Annotated in this window: 15 protein-coding genes; 12 read left to right on the forward strand and 3 right to left on the reverse strand. The window is 67.1% G+C overall.

Annotated elements, in window-relative coordinates; all coding sequences use genetic code 11:
- The 3 genes from AGI3411_RS19830 to AGI3411_RS19840 form a co-directional block, all read right to left on the reverse strand.
- Complete coding sequence (locus AGI3411_RS19830; RefSeq protein WP_129529054.1) at nt 1–2769, reverse strand: ATP-binding protein; 2769 nt, start codon at nt 2767–2769, stop codon at nt 1–3.
- Between the two features lie 150 nt (nt 2770–2919).
- Nucleotides 2920–3570, reverse strand: coding sequence for a response regulator (locus AGI3411_RS19835; RefSeq protein WP_129529055.1), 651 nt, complete (start codon nt 3568–3570; stop codon nt 2920–2922).
- Between the two features lie 126 nt (nt 3571–3696).
- Nucleotides 3697–3942: a hypothetical protein gene (locus AGI3411_RS19840; RefSeq protein ID WP_129529056.1), complete on the reverse strand. Its 246-nt coding sequence runs from the start codon at nt 3940–3942 to the stop codon at nt 3697–3699.
- Nucleotides 3943–4140: 198 nt separating this feature from the next.
- Between AGI3411_RS19840 and AGI3411_RS19845 the strand changes: the two genes are divergently transcribed.
- The 12 genes from AGI3411_RS19845 (at nt 4141) to AGI3411_RS19900 (ending at nt 15650) form a co-directional block, all read left to right on the forward strand.
- Nucleotides 4141–5265, forward strand: coding sequence for a cupin domain-containing protein (locus tag AGI3411_RS19845; protein WP_129529057.1), 1125 nt, complete (start codon nt 4141–4143; stop codon nt 5263–5265).
- An 88-nt stretch (nt 5266–5353) separates the two neighbouring features.
- Nucleotides 5354–6265 carry a fumarylacetoacetate hydrolase family protein gene (locus AGI3411_RS19850; RefSeq protein WP_129529058.1) on the forward strand — a complete coding sequence of 304 codons (912 nt, stop codon included), beginning with the start codon at nt 5354–5356 and terminating at the stop codon, nt 6263–6265.
- Nucleotides 6266–6316: 51 nt separating this feature from the next.
- The gene (locus AGI3411_RS19855; protein ID WP_043544626.1) at nt 6317–7501 is read left to right on the forward strand and encodes an ABC transporter substrate-binding protein; all 1185 of its coding nucleotides are present in this window, start codon (nt 6317–6319) and stop codon (nt 7499–7501) included.
- On the forward strand, nt 7498–8412 hold the full coding sequence (locus tag AGI3411_RS19860) for a branched-chain amino acid ABC transporter permease (RefSeq protein WP_129529059.1): 915 nt from the start codon (nt 7498–7500) through the stop codon (nt 8410–8412). The genes AGI3411_RS19855 and AGI3411_RS19860 overlap by 4 nt, the downstream gene beginning before the upstream one ends.
- On the forward strand, nt 8409–9395 hold the full coding sequence (locus AGI3411_RS19865; RefSeq protein ID WP_043544628.1) for a branched-chain amino acid ABC transporter permease: 987 nt from the start codon (nt 8409–8411) through the stop codon (nt 9393–9395). The genes AGI3411_RS19860 and AGI3411_RS19865 overlap by 4 nt, the downstream gene beginning before the upstream one ends.
- Entirely contained in the window at nt 9385–10155 is a 771-nt protein-coding gene (locus AGI3411_RS19870; protein WP_129529060.1) for an ABC transporter ATP-binding protein, read from the forward strand. Before AGI3411_RS19865 ends, AGI3411_RS19870 begins: the two co-directional genes overlap by 11 nt.
- Nucleotides 10142–10834: an ABC transporter ATP-binding protein gene (locus AGI3411_RS19875; RefSeq protein WP_129529061.1), complete on the forward strand. Its 693-nt coding sequence runs from the start codon at nt 10142–10144 to the stop codon at nt 10832–10834. Before AGI3411_RS19870 ends, AGI3411_RS19875 begins: the two co-directional genes overlap by 14 nt.
- 96 nt (nt 10835–10930) lie before the next feature.
- Nucleotides 10931–11692 (forward strand): GntR family transcriptional regulator, encoded by a 762-nt coding sequence (locus tag AGI3411_RS19880; RefSeq protein WP_129529062.1) that lies wholly within the window; start codon nt 10931–10933, stop codon nt 11690–11692.
- The gene (locus AGI3411_RS19885; protein WP_129529063.1) at nt 11685–12569 is read left to right on the forward strand and encodes an alpha/beta hydrolase; all 885 of its coding nucleotides are present in this window, start codon (nt 11685–11687) and stop codon (nt 12567–12569) included. Before AGI3411_RS19880 ends, AGI3411_RS19885 begins: the two co-directional genes overlap by 8 nt.
- Before the next feature lie 31 nt (nt 12570–12600).
- Entirely contained in the window at nt 12601–13515 is a 915-nt protein-coding gene (locus tag AGI3411_RS19890) for a LysR family transcriptional regulator (RefSeq protein WP_129529064.1), read from the forward strand.
- Nucleotides 13516–13671: 156 nt separating this feature from the next.
- The gene (locus AGI3411_RS19895; protein WP_129529065.1) at nt 13672–14661 is read left to right on the forward strand and encodes a Bug family tripartite tricarboxylate transporter substrate binding protein; all 990 of its coding nucleotides are present in this window, start codon (nt 13672–13674) and stop codon (nt 14659–14661) included.
- A 44-nt stretch (nt 14662–14705) separates the two neighbouring features.
- A complete protein-coding gene (locus tag AGI3411_RS19900; protein ID WP_129529066.1) occupies nt 14706–15650 on the forward strand; it encodes a M14 family metallopeptidase in 945 nt (314 codons plus the stop codon).
- Nucleotides 15651–15696: the final 46 nt, after the last annotated feature.

A 15696-nucleotide genomic window follows, 5' to 3' on the forward strand; every position in this document is an offset into this window, starting at 1 on the left:
TCAGTTCAGATCCTCTGCTAGGCCATGCAATGTTTGCGCCAGGACCAGAATGGGCAGGGGCTTGAGAAGCACTCGGTCCATGCCCGCGTCCAGGCCCTGGCGGGCGGCTTCGGGCGCCGCGCTGGCGGTCAGGCCCAGGATGGCCCCGGTGTAGCCGAGCTTGCGCATCGAGCGCGCAAGCTCGTAACCGCCCATCATCGGCATGTTGAGGTCCGTGAGGACGACGTCGTGGTCCAGGGCCTTCCAGTGCCTCAGGGCTTCGTTGCCGTTGGAGACCATCGTCGCCGTGCAGCCGAGGTGCTCGAGCTGTTCGCGCAGGATGATCTGGTTGATGACGTTGTCCTCGACCACCATCACGCGCAGCCCCAGCGAAATGCGCTGCACGTGGGCCTGGCCCAGCGCCGGCCGTTCGATGCCGTCCTGGGCCATGCGCACGGCCCGGCCGATGCTGACCGGATTGAAGGTGCTTGCGATGCCGGTCTTGGACACCGCGGCGACGAGGGTTTCGTGGCCGGAGCCCGGCGCCAGCACGCGCACCCGGCCATGCTTCCAGCGGGGCTCCTGCGGCGCGGGAGGCCAGGCCTGCACGAGTACGGCGTCCTCGCATTCGAGCGTGTCCGCGTATCCGCGGTAGGGCATGGCCACCGCGCCCCATTGGTTCAGCCAGGCGCACAGGTTGGCGACGACCTCGGGAACCGCTCCGTCGACATAGACCGGGCGCCGCCGCAAGGCGACGGCCGCCGCCGAGGGCGGCGCATCGAGCGTCAGGGTGAAGACGATGCTGGTGCCCAGGCCTTCCTCGCTGACGACGGAGAGGGAGCCTCCCATGAGGTCGGACAGCCGCCTGCAGATCGCCAGGCCCAGGCCCGTGCCGGAGATGTCGTGCTCCAGGCCGGCGTGGGCGCGGAAATAGGGTTCGAAGAGTTGGGCCTGGGATGCGGCGGGAATGCCCACGCCGGTGTCCGCGACCTGGAACCGGAGAGAAATGCGGCCATGGCTGGGCTCCGCCGCGGAGGCGCGGACCACCACGCGGCCGGCTTCGGTGAATTTCACCGCATTGCTGACGAGATTGTTCAGGACCTGGAGGATGCGGGTCGGGTCTCCGAGGACGGCCGCTGGCACGTCGATGTCGGTGACGGCATAGATGAGCAGCCCCTTGCCTTGCGCCCGGGCGGCGTAGTTGGCGACGACGCGCTCCAGGACGTCGGCCGGGGAGAATTCCGCGATGTCCAGCTCCTGGCGCCCGGCTTCGATGCGCGACAGGTCCAGGGTGTCGTTGATGGTGCGCAGCAAGGTCGAAGAGGATTGCTGGATGGTGTTCAGGTATTGCTGCTGCTGGCCGCTCAGGCCTGTCAGCGCCAGTAGCTCCAGCGTGCCGACGATGCCGTACAGCGGGGTGCGGATTTCATGGCTGATCGTGGCGAAGAACATGGTTTTGGCTTCGCTGGCCTTGTCGGCCGCCAGCTTGGCCTTTCTCAGCGTGCGCTCGATTTCCTTCTGGCTGGTGATGTCGCTGATGCCGCAGAGCACGACGTCTTCGGATTGGTAGGTCATGGCGGCGAACGTCAGGCAGACGCTGCGCCCGTCCGGCAGCGTATATTCGCGGCCGCCCGTTGCGGTAGTGGCGTGCCGGATATCGTCGCGCCAGCCGCCATGTTCGTCGAGCAAATGGCGGGCGGCTTCGTTGGACATGATCACTTCGCCGTCGGCGCGGCGGACCAGGCTGAGACCCACCGGCGCGACCTCGATGATCTTGTCGTTGAGCGCGACGCTGTCCGCCAGGGCCAGGTACTGCTGCAAAGCCGGCTCGACGAGCTTTCTCTTGATGTGCCGGACCGCCAGCAGCACCACGGCCATCAGGAGCAGGCAGATGGCGCCGGCCGTCCAGAACGAGGCCGAGCCATGGCGCAGGACGTCGCGCAGCGGCACGTAGTAGGCGAGCTTCCAGCCGGCTTCGCCCACCGATTTGACCAGGACCAGGTTTTCGGGAAACCAGACGCCGCCCTGGAATCCGAACGAATCCTGCTCCAGGCGCGACGCCATGGGAGCGATCATCGTTGGCAGCGGGCCGCCGTGCAGCGCCAGCCGGCTGTTGCTGTCGTAGAGCGCGTAGCTGCCGCCGTCGCTCGCGCATTCGGCCGCGATGACCGCGGCGATGCCGTCGACCTCCAGGCCGATCCAGCTGCGCTCCTGGCCCGCGGTGTCGAGCGGGGTATAGAGGAAGAAGCGGTCCACGTCGTCCATGGGAGGCCGCAGCCAGACGATGGGCGCGCGGCCGTCGGGGCCGGGGCTGGGGTCGCGCAGGGCGAGGGTTTCCGACAGCCAGCGTTCGGTGCGGGGCGAGATGGGCGCCGGCGGACGCCGGGTTTCCAGGGGCAAGCGCTGCGAGACGGGTTCTTCCGCCGGGGCATAGACGATGCGGGCATTGGCCGCGACCACGTCGGCGCGGTCGCGCGGCGTCAGGACTAGCGCCCATTCATAGCTGTCGTCTTGCTTCAGGAGCGGGGTGACGCTGATCTGCCTGGTTTCACCAAAGGTATTCGGGGTGCGCGCGGGCGGCATGCGGTCGGTGTTGCGCACCGACGAGCCGGCCACCGACCTGAGCAGCCCTTCGCGCTGGTCGAAATAGACCTGCGCGTTGTAGGCGGCGGCATTCATCCTCCGCCGGTACCTGGAGACTTCGTCGCTGAACGACCAGTACAGGGAGAGCGCCGTACCCACCAGGATGCACGCAAGCAGCGCTACGGCAAACAGGTGCAGTAGAAGCATGGGCAGGCCGGGCACGGCGGGCCCCGGCTTCCGGAAGAGGCGGGGAGCGACAATCATGCAACGATGATAGGAGTCGCGTCCGCCCCAAAAAACCAGACGATTCTTAAAAAATAGCCCCGGGGCGAAGCTGGGGCGTGGCTGGCCTCGAGCCTATTGGAACAACCCGCTTTCCATGCAGAAGGCAACCAGCTCCTGATCGGTCTGCACGTTCAGCTTACGCATGGCGGAGGCCTTTTGGCCGCTGATGGTCTTGACGCTGCGTTTCAGGTTTTCGGCGATCAACGTGACCGTTTCCCCGCGCACGAAATGCCGGAGCACCTCGAATTCCTTGGGCGAGAGGCTATTGATGCAATCGCCGATGGGGTTGCGCTGGACGCCCGCCAGGTGGTCGCGCCCGAATCCGGGCGGATAGTATTTTCTTCCGAGGCGCAGCATGGACAGCGCGGTGACGATCTCGGCGAGGTTGTCGCGCTTGAGGACCACGGCGGCGACGCCGGCATCGTAGAGCGCCGATATGATCATCGGATTGGATACCATGGTCAGCACGACTATCTGCAAGTCGGGGTGCCGCCGTATCAGGTATTTGATCAGGCGCATGCCATCGCCATAGGCGTCGTCGCCCGGCATGGAATAGTCGGTGATCACCACATTGGAGTGGTTTTTTTCCAGATGCGAGATGAGGTCGGTCGAGGTGGAAACGGCTCCCGTTACCTCGACGTAAAGAACCGTGTCCAGAAGATCGCGTATGCCCACCAGGACGAGAGGATGGTCATCCGCCAGGACAATTCGAAGTTTATCCATTGAGGAAGCAGAAAAGCGGCGTGCAACGGGACGCCGAGCCAATCGCAAATTCTGCATCAAGACGTGGACTTAAGCTAGGAGCGCGAAGGGCAAAGGGCCGCCTGCGGGAGGGCGGCCCTTCCGCCTTCAATCGTCCAGCGCGGGCACGGTTCCAATCTGGGCAAGAACGCGCGGCGATTCCATGTCGCCGGTTTCCTTGTCGACCAAGACCTCATAGGCGGCGACGCCCGCGAACTTCGAAGCCATGGAATTCGCGATCCGGATGGCTCCGAATTCGCTGCTGGCGGGGCGGATTTCGCCAGGAGCCACGCCGTTGGCGGCGGCGCGGTAGGGGACGACGATGTATTGGACGAGATGAGCAGCTTCTGACACAGGACTCTCCTGGGCGACAGTTTTTCGGGCGAGCGAAATGTATCACGAGACACTGTGTTTTTGTACAGTATCGTTTGACGCTCCGCCAATAATTTTCAACCGGCCTGGGAAAACCCCTAGCGCGCGCTCGTTGCCCGAATTTCGGCCCGCCTCTATTATTTTCGAAAATACTTAAATTTTTATAAAAAGAGGCAAGGGATGGAAGCGAACCGCTATGACGCGCACCGCGAGGACACCATAGGCCGCGCCAATGTGGCCGACTCGCCCGAGCTCATCGCCTACTACCAGGAGCTGGCGCGCCTGGAGACCGGCGCCCTGTGGACGGTGGCGAACAAGATCGAACCGTGGGCGCCGCGCTCGGTGTCGGTGCCGGTGGTGTGGCGCTACCAGGACCTGCGCGGCCACGTGCTGCGTTCGGCCGAGCTGGTTTCCCCCGAAGAGGCGGGCCGGCGCGTGATCTATCTGAACAATCCAGGCCGGCGCGACGTGGCCGCCGCCGTGGGTTGGCTGTATTCGGGCCTGCAGGTCATGAAGCCGGGCGAACTCGCTTCCGCCCACAAGCATTCGCATTCGGCGCTGCGCTTCATCATGGAAGGGCGGGGCGCGTTCACCGTGGTGGACGGCCACAAGATGACGCTGGGCGCGAACGATTTCGTGCTGACACCCAACGGCACCTGGCACGAGCATGGCGTGGCCGAGGACGGCACCACCTGTATCTGGCAGGACGGCCTGGATATCCCGCTGGTCAATGCGATGGAAGCGGGCTTCTACGCCGTGCACCCCGACCTGAACCAGACCGTGACCTATCCGGTGGACGACACCACCGCCGCCTGGGCCAACGCGGCGCTGAGGCCGCAGGTCTCCGGCTGGACCAAGCCGTATTCGCCGCTTTTCAAGTACGAATGGGAGCCCACCTACGAGGCGCTGCGCCGCTATGCGCGCACCACCGCCGGCAGCCCCTACGACGGCATCCTGCTCGAATACGTCAACCCGGCCACGGGCGGCCCGGTCATGCCCACCATCGGCGCCAGCATGCAGCTGCTGCGCCCCGGCGAGCACACCAAGGCCCATCGCCACACCGGCAGCTTCATCTACCAGGTGGCCAAGGGCAGCGGCTATTCCATCATCGACGGCAAGCGCTATGACTGGACCGAACGCGACATCTTTTGCGTGCCCTCATGGGCCATCCATGAACACGTCAACCTGTCGTCCAACGACGACGCCTGCCTGTTCAGCTTCAACGACCTGCCCGTGATGCGCGCGCTGGCGCTCTACCGCGAAGAAGCGGTCAAGGAAAACGACGGCCACCAAGTGCTGATCTAGCGCCGCCAAATCCCTGCCGAATTTTTATCCGCCGCGCGGGCGCTGTCCGCGCGCCTGACTCAACTCGTCCTGAATTTATGGAGTTCTTATGCGCTTGGTAACTTTTCGCGCCCATCCCGCCGCCGCTGCCCGCCTGGGCGCGCTGGCCGAAGGCTATGTGATCGACCTGGCCCTGCTGGGCCGCGCCGGCGGCGTGGACCTGCCCGACGACATGCTGGCCTTCATCGACCTGGGCCCCGTGGCCGTGGCGCAGGCCAGCAAGCTGATGGAGGCCTATCGCGGCAACTGGCCCGTGGGCAGCGCGCTGCCGCAGGAAAACGTCAAGCTGCTGGCGCCGATTCCGCGCCCGCGCAAGAACATCTTCGGCATCGGCCTGAACTACGTGGAGCACGTGGCGGAGTCCAGCCGCACGCTGGATACCTCGGCCGACCTGCCCAAGCAGCCGGTGATCTTCTCCAAGCCGCCCACCACCGTCATCGGCCCGGGCGACGCCATCGAGCACAACGCCAAGATCACGCAGCAACTGGACTGGGAAGTGGAGCTGGCCGTGATCATGGGGCGGCGCGCCTCGCGCGTGGCCGAAGCCGATGCGCTGTCCTACGTGTTCGGCTACAGCGTCATGCTGGACATGAGCGCGCGCGATTGCCGACGAGCCGGCCAGTGGATCTACTCCAAGGGCCAGGACACCTACGCGCCCTTCGGCCCCTGCATCGTCACCGCCGATGAGATCCCGGATCCGCAGGTGTTGGATCTGTGGCTGACGGTCAACGGCGAGAAGAAGCAGGGCTCCAATACCCGGTACATGCTGTTCAAGGTGCCGTTCTTGATCTCGGACATCAGCGCAGGCATCACGCTGGAACCGGGCGACATCATTGCCACCGGCACGCCGGAAGGCGTGGGCGCGGGCCGCAAGCCGCAGGAATGGCTGTGGCCGGGCGACGTGGTGGTGGCTTGTGTGGAAGGCATCGGCACGCTGCGCCATCCGGTGGTGGCGGTCTAAACCGCCCGGCCGCCGGGGGGCGGCGGGCAACGCAGTCTCCAAGGGGAAAACATGATCAAGAAACAGATATTGGGCGGCGCGTTGTCCGTCGCGTTGGGCGCCGCGGCGTCCATGGGGGCGGCGCACGCCGCGGACCCGGTCAAGATCGGCTTCATCGCCACCTTGTCCACGCCGGCGGGCTACATCGGCGAAGACGAGCGCGATGCGTTCAACCTGGCCATCAAGCAGGGCGGGGGCAAGCTGGGCGGCGTGCCGGTGCAACTGGTGATCGAGGACGACGGCCTGAAACCCGCCAACGCCAAGCAGGCGGCCGATCGCCTGCTGCAATCGGGCGTCAAGCTCTATACCGGCGTTAACTTCTCCAATGTGCTGGCGGCTGTCGTGCCCAGCGTGGTGAAGTCCGGCGCGTTCTACGTCAGCCTGAACCCCGGCCCGTCGAACTTCGCGGGCGAGAAGTGCGATCCCAATTACTTCGTGGCCTCTTACCAGAACGACGCCTTCCACACGGCGGGCGGCGTGGCGGCCAACGAGCTCGGGTACAAGAAGGTTGTGCTGCTGGCGCCCAATTACCAGGCGGGCCGCGACGCCATCGAAGGTTTCAAGCGCACGTACAAGGGCGAAGTGGTCGCCGAGATCTACACCAAGCTGGACCAGTCGGATTTCTCGGTGGAGCTGGCGCGCCTGCGCTCGCTGGCACCCGACGCCATCTATCAGTTCCATCCGGGCGGCACGGGCATCAACTTCGTCAAGCAATATGCGGCGGCCGGGCTGAACAAGAGCATTCCGATGCTGATGCCCAGCTTCTCGATGGATGCGCGCATGATCCAGGCCACGGGCGACGCGTCGGCCGGCGCCTACATCACCGGCATCTGGTCGCAGGACTTCGACAATGCGCAATCCAAGGCCTTCGTGCAGGCCTTCAAGGAAGCCTACGGCCGCGTGCCGACGGACTACGCCATGCAGGCCTACGACACCGCGCAGCTGATCGGCGCGGGCCTGAAGGCCACCGGCGGCGACTTGTCCAAGGCGGCGGAGTTCCGCGCGGCGTTGCGCAAGCCCGAGTTCGCGTCGCTGCGCGGCAAGTTCAGCATGAACACCAACCAGCATCCGATCCAGGACCTGTACCTGATGCGCATCGAGAAGGAAAGCGACGGCAGCCTGTCGCCGAAGCTGGTCCGCAAGCTGGTATCCGACGATAAGGATGCCTACGCGCAACTCTGCAAGATGCCGTCATGACGCTCCTGTTTGAACAGCTGCTCAACGGGCTGCAGTTCGGCGCCATGCTATTCATGCTGGCGGCCGGACTGACGCTGATCTTCGGCATCATGGGCGTGGTCAACCTGACGCACGGCTCGTTCTACATGGTGGGGGCGTATTGCGCGGCCTACGCCATCGGCACCACCGGCTCGTTCCTTGCGGGCGTGCTGGCGGCGCTATTGGGGGCGGGCCTGTACGGCATTTCGGTCGAAGTGCTGGTGATACGCAAGCTCTACAAGCGGGATCACCTGTACCAGGTCCTGGCCACCTTCGGGCTGCTGTTGTTCTCCAATGAAGCGGTCAGCCTGATATTCGGCCGGCGGCCGCCGCTGGTGGGCATCCCCAGCTTTCTGGAAGGCGCGGTGACGCTGGCGCCGGGGTTCCAGTATCCGTTGATCCGTCTGTCCTTCATCGCCATCGGCGCGCTGGTGGCGGTGGGCCTGTGGTGGCTGGTCAACCGCACGCGCATCGGCATGCTGATCCGCGCGGGCGCCGACGATCGCGAGATGGTCGACGCGCTGGGCATAGATGTCCGCAAGCTCTACACGCTGGTGTTCGGCCTGGGAGCCCTGTTGTGCGGGCTGGCCGGCGTGATGGCCGCGCCGCTTCTGGCGGTGGAAATCGGCATGGGCGAACGCATCCTGATTACCACCTTCGTGGTCATCGTGATCGGCGGGGTCGGTTCGGTGCGCGGAGCCTTGGCCGGCGCCTTGCTGGTGGGCATGGTGGACAGCCTGGGGCGGGCCTTCCTGCCGCAGCTGCTGTCGACCATGTTCTCGCCGGCCACGGCGGACCCGCTGGCCGCGGGCCTGGCTTCGGCCAGCATCTATGTGTTGATGGCGATCGTGCTGATCGCCAAGCCGGGCGGGCTGTTCCCGGCGCGAGGATGAAGATGGCATACACACTTACGAACCGCGCCCGCTGGGGGCTGGGCGGCCTGGCGGTGCTGATCCTGCTGCCGGCCGCGGCGCTGGCCTCGGGCTCGCCGTTCCTGATCGGCGTGGTGACGCGCTTCCTGATCTACGGCCTGGCCGCGGTCAGCCTGGACCTGGTGATCGGCTATGGCGCCATGGTCAGTTTCGGCCACGCCATGTTCTTCGGGCTGGGCGGCTATGCGGTGGGCATCATCGCGTTTCACACTGCGGAGGCCGGTCCGATCTTCGGCTGGGCCGGCAGCAATGCCGCGCTGGTGGTGTGGCCGATCGCGCTCATCGTGTGCGCGCTGGCGGGCTGGCTGTTCGGCTATCTGGCGCTGCGCACGCGCGGCGTGCAGTTCATCATGATCACCCTGGCGTTCGGCCAGATGGTGTACTTCGTGCTGGTGTCGCTGCAGTTCTATGGCGGCGATGACGGCCTCATGATTCCGCAGCGCAATGAGCTGCCCGGCATCAATCTGGAAAGCCCCATGGTTTTCTACTATGTATGCCTGGCGCTGCTGACCTTGTGGACGCTGCTGTGCATCCGCGTGACCAACTCGCGCTTCGGCATGGTGCTGCAGGCGCTGCGCCAGAGCGAGCGGCGCGCCATCAATCTGGGCGTGGCGCCCACGCCGTACCGGCTGAGCGCCTTCGTGCTGTCGGCGGTGGGCACCGGGCTGGCCGGCGTGCTGTGGGCCAACTATGCCGGGCTGGTGACGCCCGACATGGCGGCCTGGACCAAGTCCGGCGAACTCATGGCCATCGTCATCCTGGGCGGCGTGGGCACCTTGCTCGGCCCGATCGCGGGCGCGGCGGTGTTCCTGGGGCTGGAACAGATGTTGTCGTCGTTGACCGAACACTGGCTGCTGTACATGGGGCCCATCCTGGTGCTGGTGGTGCTGTGGGGCCAGAAGGGCCTGTTCGGCAAGCTGCTGGAGACGCGCCATGCCGACTGATGCAAGCGCAAGCCTGTTGCGCCTGACGCAACTGCGCAAGGCCTTCGACGCGGTGGTGGCCACCAACGGCGTGGACCTGGACGTGCGCGCCGGCGAGATCCACGCCATCATCGGCCCCAACGGCGCGGGCAAGTCCACCCTGATCGCGCAGATCTGCGGCGAGATCCGGCCGGACTCCGGCACCATCCACCTGGACGGGCAGGACGTGACCGCGCTGCGTGCTTTCGAGCGCGCCCGTCTTGGGCTGGGCCGCTCGTTCCAGATCACCGAGCTGTGCCAGGAATACACCGCGCTGGAGAACGTGATCCTGTCTCGCATGCTCAAGGGTGGCCGCGCCTTCCAGGCCTGGTCCAACCCGCGCCATGACGCGGCGCTGAAGACCGAAGCCATGCAGTGGCTGACGCATGTGGGGCTGGAGGACCGTCGCCACGTGCGTTCGGCGGACCTGGCGCACGGCGAGAAGCGGCAGCTGGAGCTGGCGGTGGCGCTGGCGCGTTTGCCGCGGCTGTTGCTGCTGGACGAGCCAATGGCAGGCATGGGACCCGAGGAATCGGCGCGCATGACCCGGCTGCTGCAAGGTATGAAGGGCGACTACGGCATCCTGCTGGTGGAGCACGACATGGACGCGGTCTTCGCACTGGCCGACCGCATCAGCGTGCTGGTCTACGGCCGCGTGGTGTTCAGCGGCTCGCCCGAGGAAGTGCGCCGCCATCCGGAAGTGCGCGCCGCCTATCTGGGAGAAGAGCATGTTGAAGGTTGAAGGGCTGACGGGCGGCTACGGCTCCAGCAAGGTCCTGTTCGGCATGTCGTTCGAGGCCAGCGAGGGCGAGGTGATCTCGCTGATCGGGCGCAACGGCATGGGCAAGACCACCACGATCAAGACCCTGATGGGCATGCTGCCCGCCACGGGCGGCGCGGTGCAGTTCCGCGGCCGCGCGCTGGGCCGCTCCGCGCCCAGCAGCGTGGCGCGCCTGGGCGTGGGACTGGTGCCGGAAGGCCGGCGCGTGTTCGGATCCCTGACGGTGCAGGAAAACCTGGTGGCGACTTCGCGCGCCGCGGCGGGCGGATGGGATCTGGAGCGGGTCTACACGCTGTTCCCGCGCCTCAAGGAGCGCCGCGGGCAGTCGTCGCGGACCCTGTCCGGCGGCGAACAGCAGATGCTGGTGGTGGGGCGCGCGCTCATGACCAACCCCAAGCTCCTGATCCTGGACGAGGCCACCGAGGGGCTGGCGCCGCTCATCCGCCAGGAGATCTGGCGCTGCCTGCGAGCGCTGAAGGCCGAAGGGCAGACCATCCTGGTCATCGACAAGAACCTGCCCGAAATGGCGACGCTGGTGGACCGCCACTACATCGTGGACAAGGGCCGGGTGGCCTGGTCGGGGCAGCCCGCCGAGCTGTCTGCCCAACCCGAACTGGCCCAGCGTTACCTGGGCATATGAGCTGGCCGCGTGGCGCGGCCCGCGGCCCGGGGGCGCGGGTAGAATGGGCCGCCTGCGCGCGGTACGCGCCCCGGCCGCTGACATCTGGAGACCATCTTGAAGCCTAGAATCAAAGCTTCCCGCCAGGACGATCCCGGATCGGACGGGAGCGCCGGCATTGAGGAAATCACGCTGTCCGAGCAGGTCTACCGCTTGCTGCGGCGCGACATCATGCGCGGCGCCTTCGCGCCGGGCCAGTCCCTGCGGCTGGAGTTGTTGAAGCATCGCTACGGCAGCAGTTTTTCGCCCATCCGCGAAGCGCTCAACCGCCTGCGCAGCGAGCGCATGGTCATCAGCACCACCTCGCGCGGTTTCAGCATCGCGCCCTTGTCGGTCGAGGAAATGTGGGACGCCTGTGAAACTCGCATCTTGATCGATTGCGACGCGCTGCGCCGCTCGCTGGCCAACGCCGACGACGCCTGGGAAACGCGGCTGGTCGGCGCGTACCACGCTCTGACGCTGGCCGCGCAGCGCGCCGAGGGCGCCGCAGAGCCTTCGGAAGAGCTGGACGAACTGCTGGAGGCGCGCCACCTGGAATTCCACCACGCGCTGATCGGCGCCTGCCGCTCCCACTGGCTGCTGGACCTGTCCACACAGCTCTATGCGCAGACTGAACGCTACCGCCGCCCGGCGCGCGCCGGCGCGACCGCCTACGGGCCCGAACGCAACGTCGACGACGAGCATCGCCAGTTGCTGGACGCCGCCATCTCGCGCGACGTGGAAGGCTCGGTCGCCATGCTGGCCGCGCACTACCGCAAGACCGCGCAGTTCATCGAACGCATCATTTCCGAGCCCCAATCGCAGGCCAGGCATGCATAACACCGACATCGATCTCTTCTTTCCTTCCATCGCCGAGCGCGAGGTGCAGTACAACGCGCGCGAATCGGTGCCGGATTTCGACGCCTGCGTGCGCCGCTACGCCGAGTCCTCGGCCCGGGTGCGCGCGCGCCGCCCCGGCGTGCTGGACCTGCGCTACGGCATGGGCCAGGACGAACGGCTGGACCTGTTCCTGCCCGCCGCCTCGCAGGCGCGGGCGCCGCTGTTCGTGTTCATCCACGGCGGCTACTGGCGCGCGCAGCGCAAGGAAGACGCGCCCGTGATGGCCGAGGCCTTCAACGCGGCGGGCGCCGCCGTGGCGACGCTGGAGTACACGCTGGTGCCCGAGGCCACGCTGGGCGAAGTGGTGCGCGAAGTGCGTTCCGCGGTGGCCTGGCTTTACCGCAACGTGGCGGCCTACGGCGTGGATCCCGAGAGGATCTACGTCAGCGGCAGTTCGGCCGGCGGCCATTTGGCAGGCATGTTGGCCGCGCCGAAATGGCAGGCGCGCTATGGCGTGCCGGATGACGTGATCAAGGGCACGCTGGCGCTCAGCGGTCTGTTCGATCTGCGGCCGCTGTGCGACGTCCTGCCCAATACTTGGCTGCAGCTGACGCCTGAGCAGGCGGCGCACCAAAGCCCGATCTTCCACCTGCCCGAGCGGGCGGGTCCGATGCTGCTGGCCGTGGGCGGGCTGGAGACCCAGGGCTTCAAGAACCAGACGGCCGCGTACGAAGCCGCCTGGAACGCTGCTGGGCTGGCTTCCACCCGCATCCCGACGCCGCAATGCAACCATTTCGATCTGGTCAACGAGCTGGAAGATCCGGACAGCGACCTGACCCGCGCCACCCTGGCGATGATGGGCCTGGGCGCAAAGTGAACGGTCGACCGATGGCGTAAGCTTGACGCCCATGGCCGACCTGAAACTCCTTGAAGACCTGATTGCCCTGGCGCAGACCGGCAGCTTTGTACGTGCGGCCGAGCTGCGTCACGTCACCCACCCTGCATTCGGCCGACGCATCCGCGCGCTGGAGGCCTGGGCCGGCGCGCCGCTGGTCGAGCGCCAGCGCCAGCCCGTGACGCTGACCGCTGAGGGCGAAGCCCTGCTGAAGACGGCGGCTCAGGTGGTGGAACAGATGGGGCAGGTGCGCCACCGCATCCGCAGTTCGGGCGCGGGCGGCGAAGCCGTACTGCGCATCGCTACCGGCCGCAGCCTGGCCCGCACGCTGGTGGCGGACTGGATCGCGCGCTTGCGGCTTCGCGCGCCCAAGGTGCTGACCGAGGGCACCCAGGTCGAGCTGTCGACGGGCATGATGCAGGATATGGCGGCCCGGCTGGAACAGGGCAGGGTGGATCTGCTGTGTTGCTACGAGCATCCCGCGCTGTCGGTGCAGTTGAGCCCCGGCCGATACCGCTATATGACTCTGGGCACCGACAAGCTGGTGCCCGTGAGCCAGGCGGATTCGCGCGGCCGCGCCCGCTACGCCTTGCTGGAAGGTGGGCAGTCCGCGCCGCTGATCACATACGCGGGCGGCCTGGCGATGGAGCGCATCGTGGGCGATCGCCTGGAAACCACGCCCTATTCGCTGACGCCGTTCCTGCGCAGCGACTCGCTGGACGCGGCGCACGGCGCGGTCGCCAAGGGGTTGGGCGTGGCGTGGCTGCCCTGGTCCATGGTGGCGGCGGATTGCCGCCGGGGGGCGCTGGCCGCCCTGGGCGGGCGCAGCGACGAGATCGCCTTCGAGGTACGGCTGTACCGTTCGCGCGCCCGGCTGGCGGACCTGGCCGAAGCCGTCTGGGAAGCGACCGCGAACCGCAAGGCCTGAGCCGTGGGTGCGGCCGCCGTTAAGGGCTTTTGGCCAAATCAGCACGGGAATGTGTCGATTCGGCACGAGCGTGCATGGCCGCTGCGCCGAGAATAGCTCCCGACACTTCAAACGAGACGGCGACGCCGTCCACGCCAGTACCCCAGGGAGAAAGCCATGAAATCCATCCAGCACCCGCTGCGCGGCGCGCTTGCCGCGCTCTGCGCCACCGCCGCCTTCGCCGCCTCGCCGTCCGCGTTTGCCGATTACCCCGACCGCGCCATTTCGCTGGTGGTGGGCTATCCGGCGGGCGGCAGCGTGGACCTGACCGCGCGCCTGTTCGGCGAGGAACTGGCCAAGCGCCTGGGCCAGAGCGTGGTTGTCGAGAACGTGGGCGGCGCCGGCGGCACCATCGGGGCGCAGCGCGTGGCGCGCGCGGCGCCCGACGGCTATACCCTGCTGCTGGGTTCCACCAACGAAATGGTGATCGCCCGCATGATCAACAGCGCGGTCAAGTACGACAGCGTGAAGGACTTTTCGGCGCTGGGCGTGATCGCCTCGCAGCCCATGCTGCTGGCCGCCAGCAAGAACTCCGGCGTGAAAACCGCGGCCGAATACCTGCAGAAGCTGCGTGGCGCCGCGCCCGGCAGCTTCAACTATGGTTCTTCGGGCGTGGGCACGACCCTGCACCTGGCGGGCGAGATGATCAACCAGTCCACCGGCACGCGCGCCGAACACGTGCCATACCGCGGCGTGGCGCCGCTGGTGACCGATCTGATGAGCGGCCAGCTGGACTACGGCATGCTGGTGCTGTCCTCGGGCCTGCCGCAGGTCCGCGGAGACAAGATCGTGGCGCTGGGCGTGACCGAGAAGAAGCGTTCGCCGGTCGCGCCGGACCTGCCGGCGCTGGCCGAGACGCCGGGATTCGAATCGGTCGACATCAGCGTCTGGTTCGCCCTGTATGGCCCGGCGGGCCTGCCCGAGCCGGTGGCGGCCAAGCTGCGCACGGCGTTGGCGGAAACGCTGAAGTCGGAACAGTTCCGCGCCAAGATGCAGGAAGCCGGCGGCCAGCTGGCGCAGCCCGGCCTGGATCCGGTGGCCTACCAGGCCAGCGAAACCACGAAGTACGGCGCCCTGGTCAAGGCCGCCAAGATCGAAGCCCAGTAGTCGCGGCACGGCTCGCGGCACCGCAAATCAACGGACGACGTTTCATGGAATTCACGCTTCCCGTTCCCGACCTGGGCGCCGAGCGCGCCGGCAACACCGGCACCCCCGGCGTATGGCATTTCGATTCGGGCGTGCCGGGGCGGGCGCTCATGGTGTCCGCGCTGGTGCACGGCAACGAGTTGTGCGGCGCCTGGGCGCTGAAGGACCTGCTGGCGGCGGGCCTGCGGCCGCGCCGTGGCAGCCTAACGCTGGCCTTCTGCAACCTGGAGGCGTTCGACCGCTTCAATCTTGCCCGCCACGACGCCTCGCGCTTCGTGCAGGAGGACATGAACCGGGTGTGGAGCGCCGAGCGTTTGGACGACCCGGCCACGGCCGACCGCCGGCGCGCGGCCGAGCTGCGTCCGTGGGTCGAGCGCGCGGACTGGCTGCTGGATCTGCATTCCATGCACGAGCCGGGCGAGCCGCTGCTGCTGACCGGCGTGCTGCCGCGCAATATCGCGCTGGCGCGGCGCCTGAAGGCGCCCCAGCATGTGATCGTGGACGCGGGCCACAAGGATGGCGTGCGCATGCGCGATTTCGCCCAGTTCGGCGACCCGGCGCGCGAAGACGCCTGCGCCTTGCTGATCGAATGCGGGTTCCATGGCGATCCGGCCTCGCGCGGCGTGGCGCGCGACATGGTGGCGCGCATGCTGATCGAATCCGGCGTGGCCGGCACGGCGGACCTGCCGCCTGGCTGGCTGCTGCCCGATCCGGCGGGGCAGCGCGTGCTGGAAGTAACGGATGCCGTGGTGGCGCCGTCCATGGACCTGCGCTTCTCCGAGCCCTGGACGGGCCTGGAGACGCTGGAGCAGGCCGGTTCGATCCTGGGCTGGGCCGACGGTCAGCCCATCGTGACGCCTTACGACCGGTGCACGCTGGTCATGCCATCGCTGCGGCAGCTCAAGCCGGGCGTGACGGTCGTCCGGCTAGCGCGCGACTACGCGGGCTGATCTCCCGCGCAGCGTGGGGGCCCTTTTCCCCGCCGGGCCGCCCCAA

Origin of the sequence: Achromobacter agilis, from assembly GCF_900496965.1 — a bacterium.
In the GTDB taxonomy this organism is placed as follows: Bacteria; Pseudomonadota; Gammaproteobacteria; order Burkholderiales; family Burkholderiaceae_B; genus Achromobacter; species Achromobacter agilis.

What these genes read in the sequence shown, in the direction of transcription:
- AGI3411_RS19855 (WP_043544626.1), top strand. Translation starts at nt 6,317, where the DNA reads ATGATCAAGAAACAGATATTGGGCGGCGCGTTGTCCGTCGCGTTGGGC.
- AGI3411_RS19835 (WP_129529055.1), bottom strand. Translation starts at nt 3,570, where the DNA reads ATGGATAAACTTCGAATTGTCCTGGCGGATGACCATCCTCTCGTCCTG.
- AGI3411_RS19860 (WP_129529059.1), top strand. Translation starts at nt 7,498, where the DNA reads ATGACGCTCCTGTTTGAACAGCTGCTCAACGGGCTGCAGTTCGGCGCC.
- AGI3411_RS19850 (WP_129529058.1), top strand. Translation starts at nt 5,354, where the DNA reads ATGCGCTTGGTAACTTTTCGCGCCCATCCCGCCGCCGCTGCCCGCCTG.
- AGI3411_RS19890 (WP_129529064.1), top strand. Translation starts at nt 12,601, where the DNA reads ATGGCCGACCTGAAACTCCTTGAAGACCTGATTGCCCTGGCGCAGACC.
- AGI3411_RS19830 (WP_129529054.1), bottom strand. Translation starts at nt 2,769, where the DNA reads ATGCTTCTACTGCACCTGTTTGCCGTAGCGCTGCTTGCGTGCATCCTG.
- AGI3411_RS19845 (WP_129529057.1), top strand. Translation starts at nt 4,141, where the DNA reads ATGGAAGCGAACCGCTATGACGCGCACCGCGAGGACACCATAGGCCGC.
- AGI3411_RS19875 (WP_129529061.1), top strand. Translation starts at nt 10,142, where the DNA reads ATGTTGAAGGTTGAAGGGCTGACGGGCGGCTACGGCTCCAGCAAGGTC.
- AGI3411_RS19895 (WP_129529065.1), top strand. Translation starts at nt 13,672, where the DNA reads ATGAAATCCATCCAGCACCCGCTGCGCGGCGCGCTTGCCGCGCTCTGC.
- AGI3411_RS19885 (WP_129529063.1), top strand. Translation starts at nt 11,685, where the DNA reads ATGCATAACACCGACATCGATCTCTTCTTTCCTTCCATCGCCGAGCGC.
- AGI3411_RS19865 (WP_043544628.1), top strand. Translation starts at nt 8,409, where the DNA reads ATGAAGATGGCATACACACTTACGAACCGCGCCCGCTGGGGGCTGGGC.
- AGI3411_RS19900 (WP_129529066.1), top strand. Translation starts at nt 14,706, where the DNA reads ATGGAATTCACGCTTCCCGTTCCCGACCTGGGCGCCGAGCGCGCCGGC.
- AGI3411_RS19870 (WP_129529060.1), top strand. Translation starts at nt 9,385, where the DNA reads ATGCCGACTGATGCAAGCGCAAGCCTGTTGCGCCTGACGCAACTGCGC.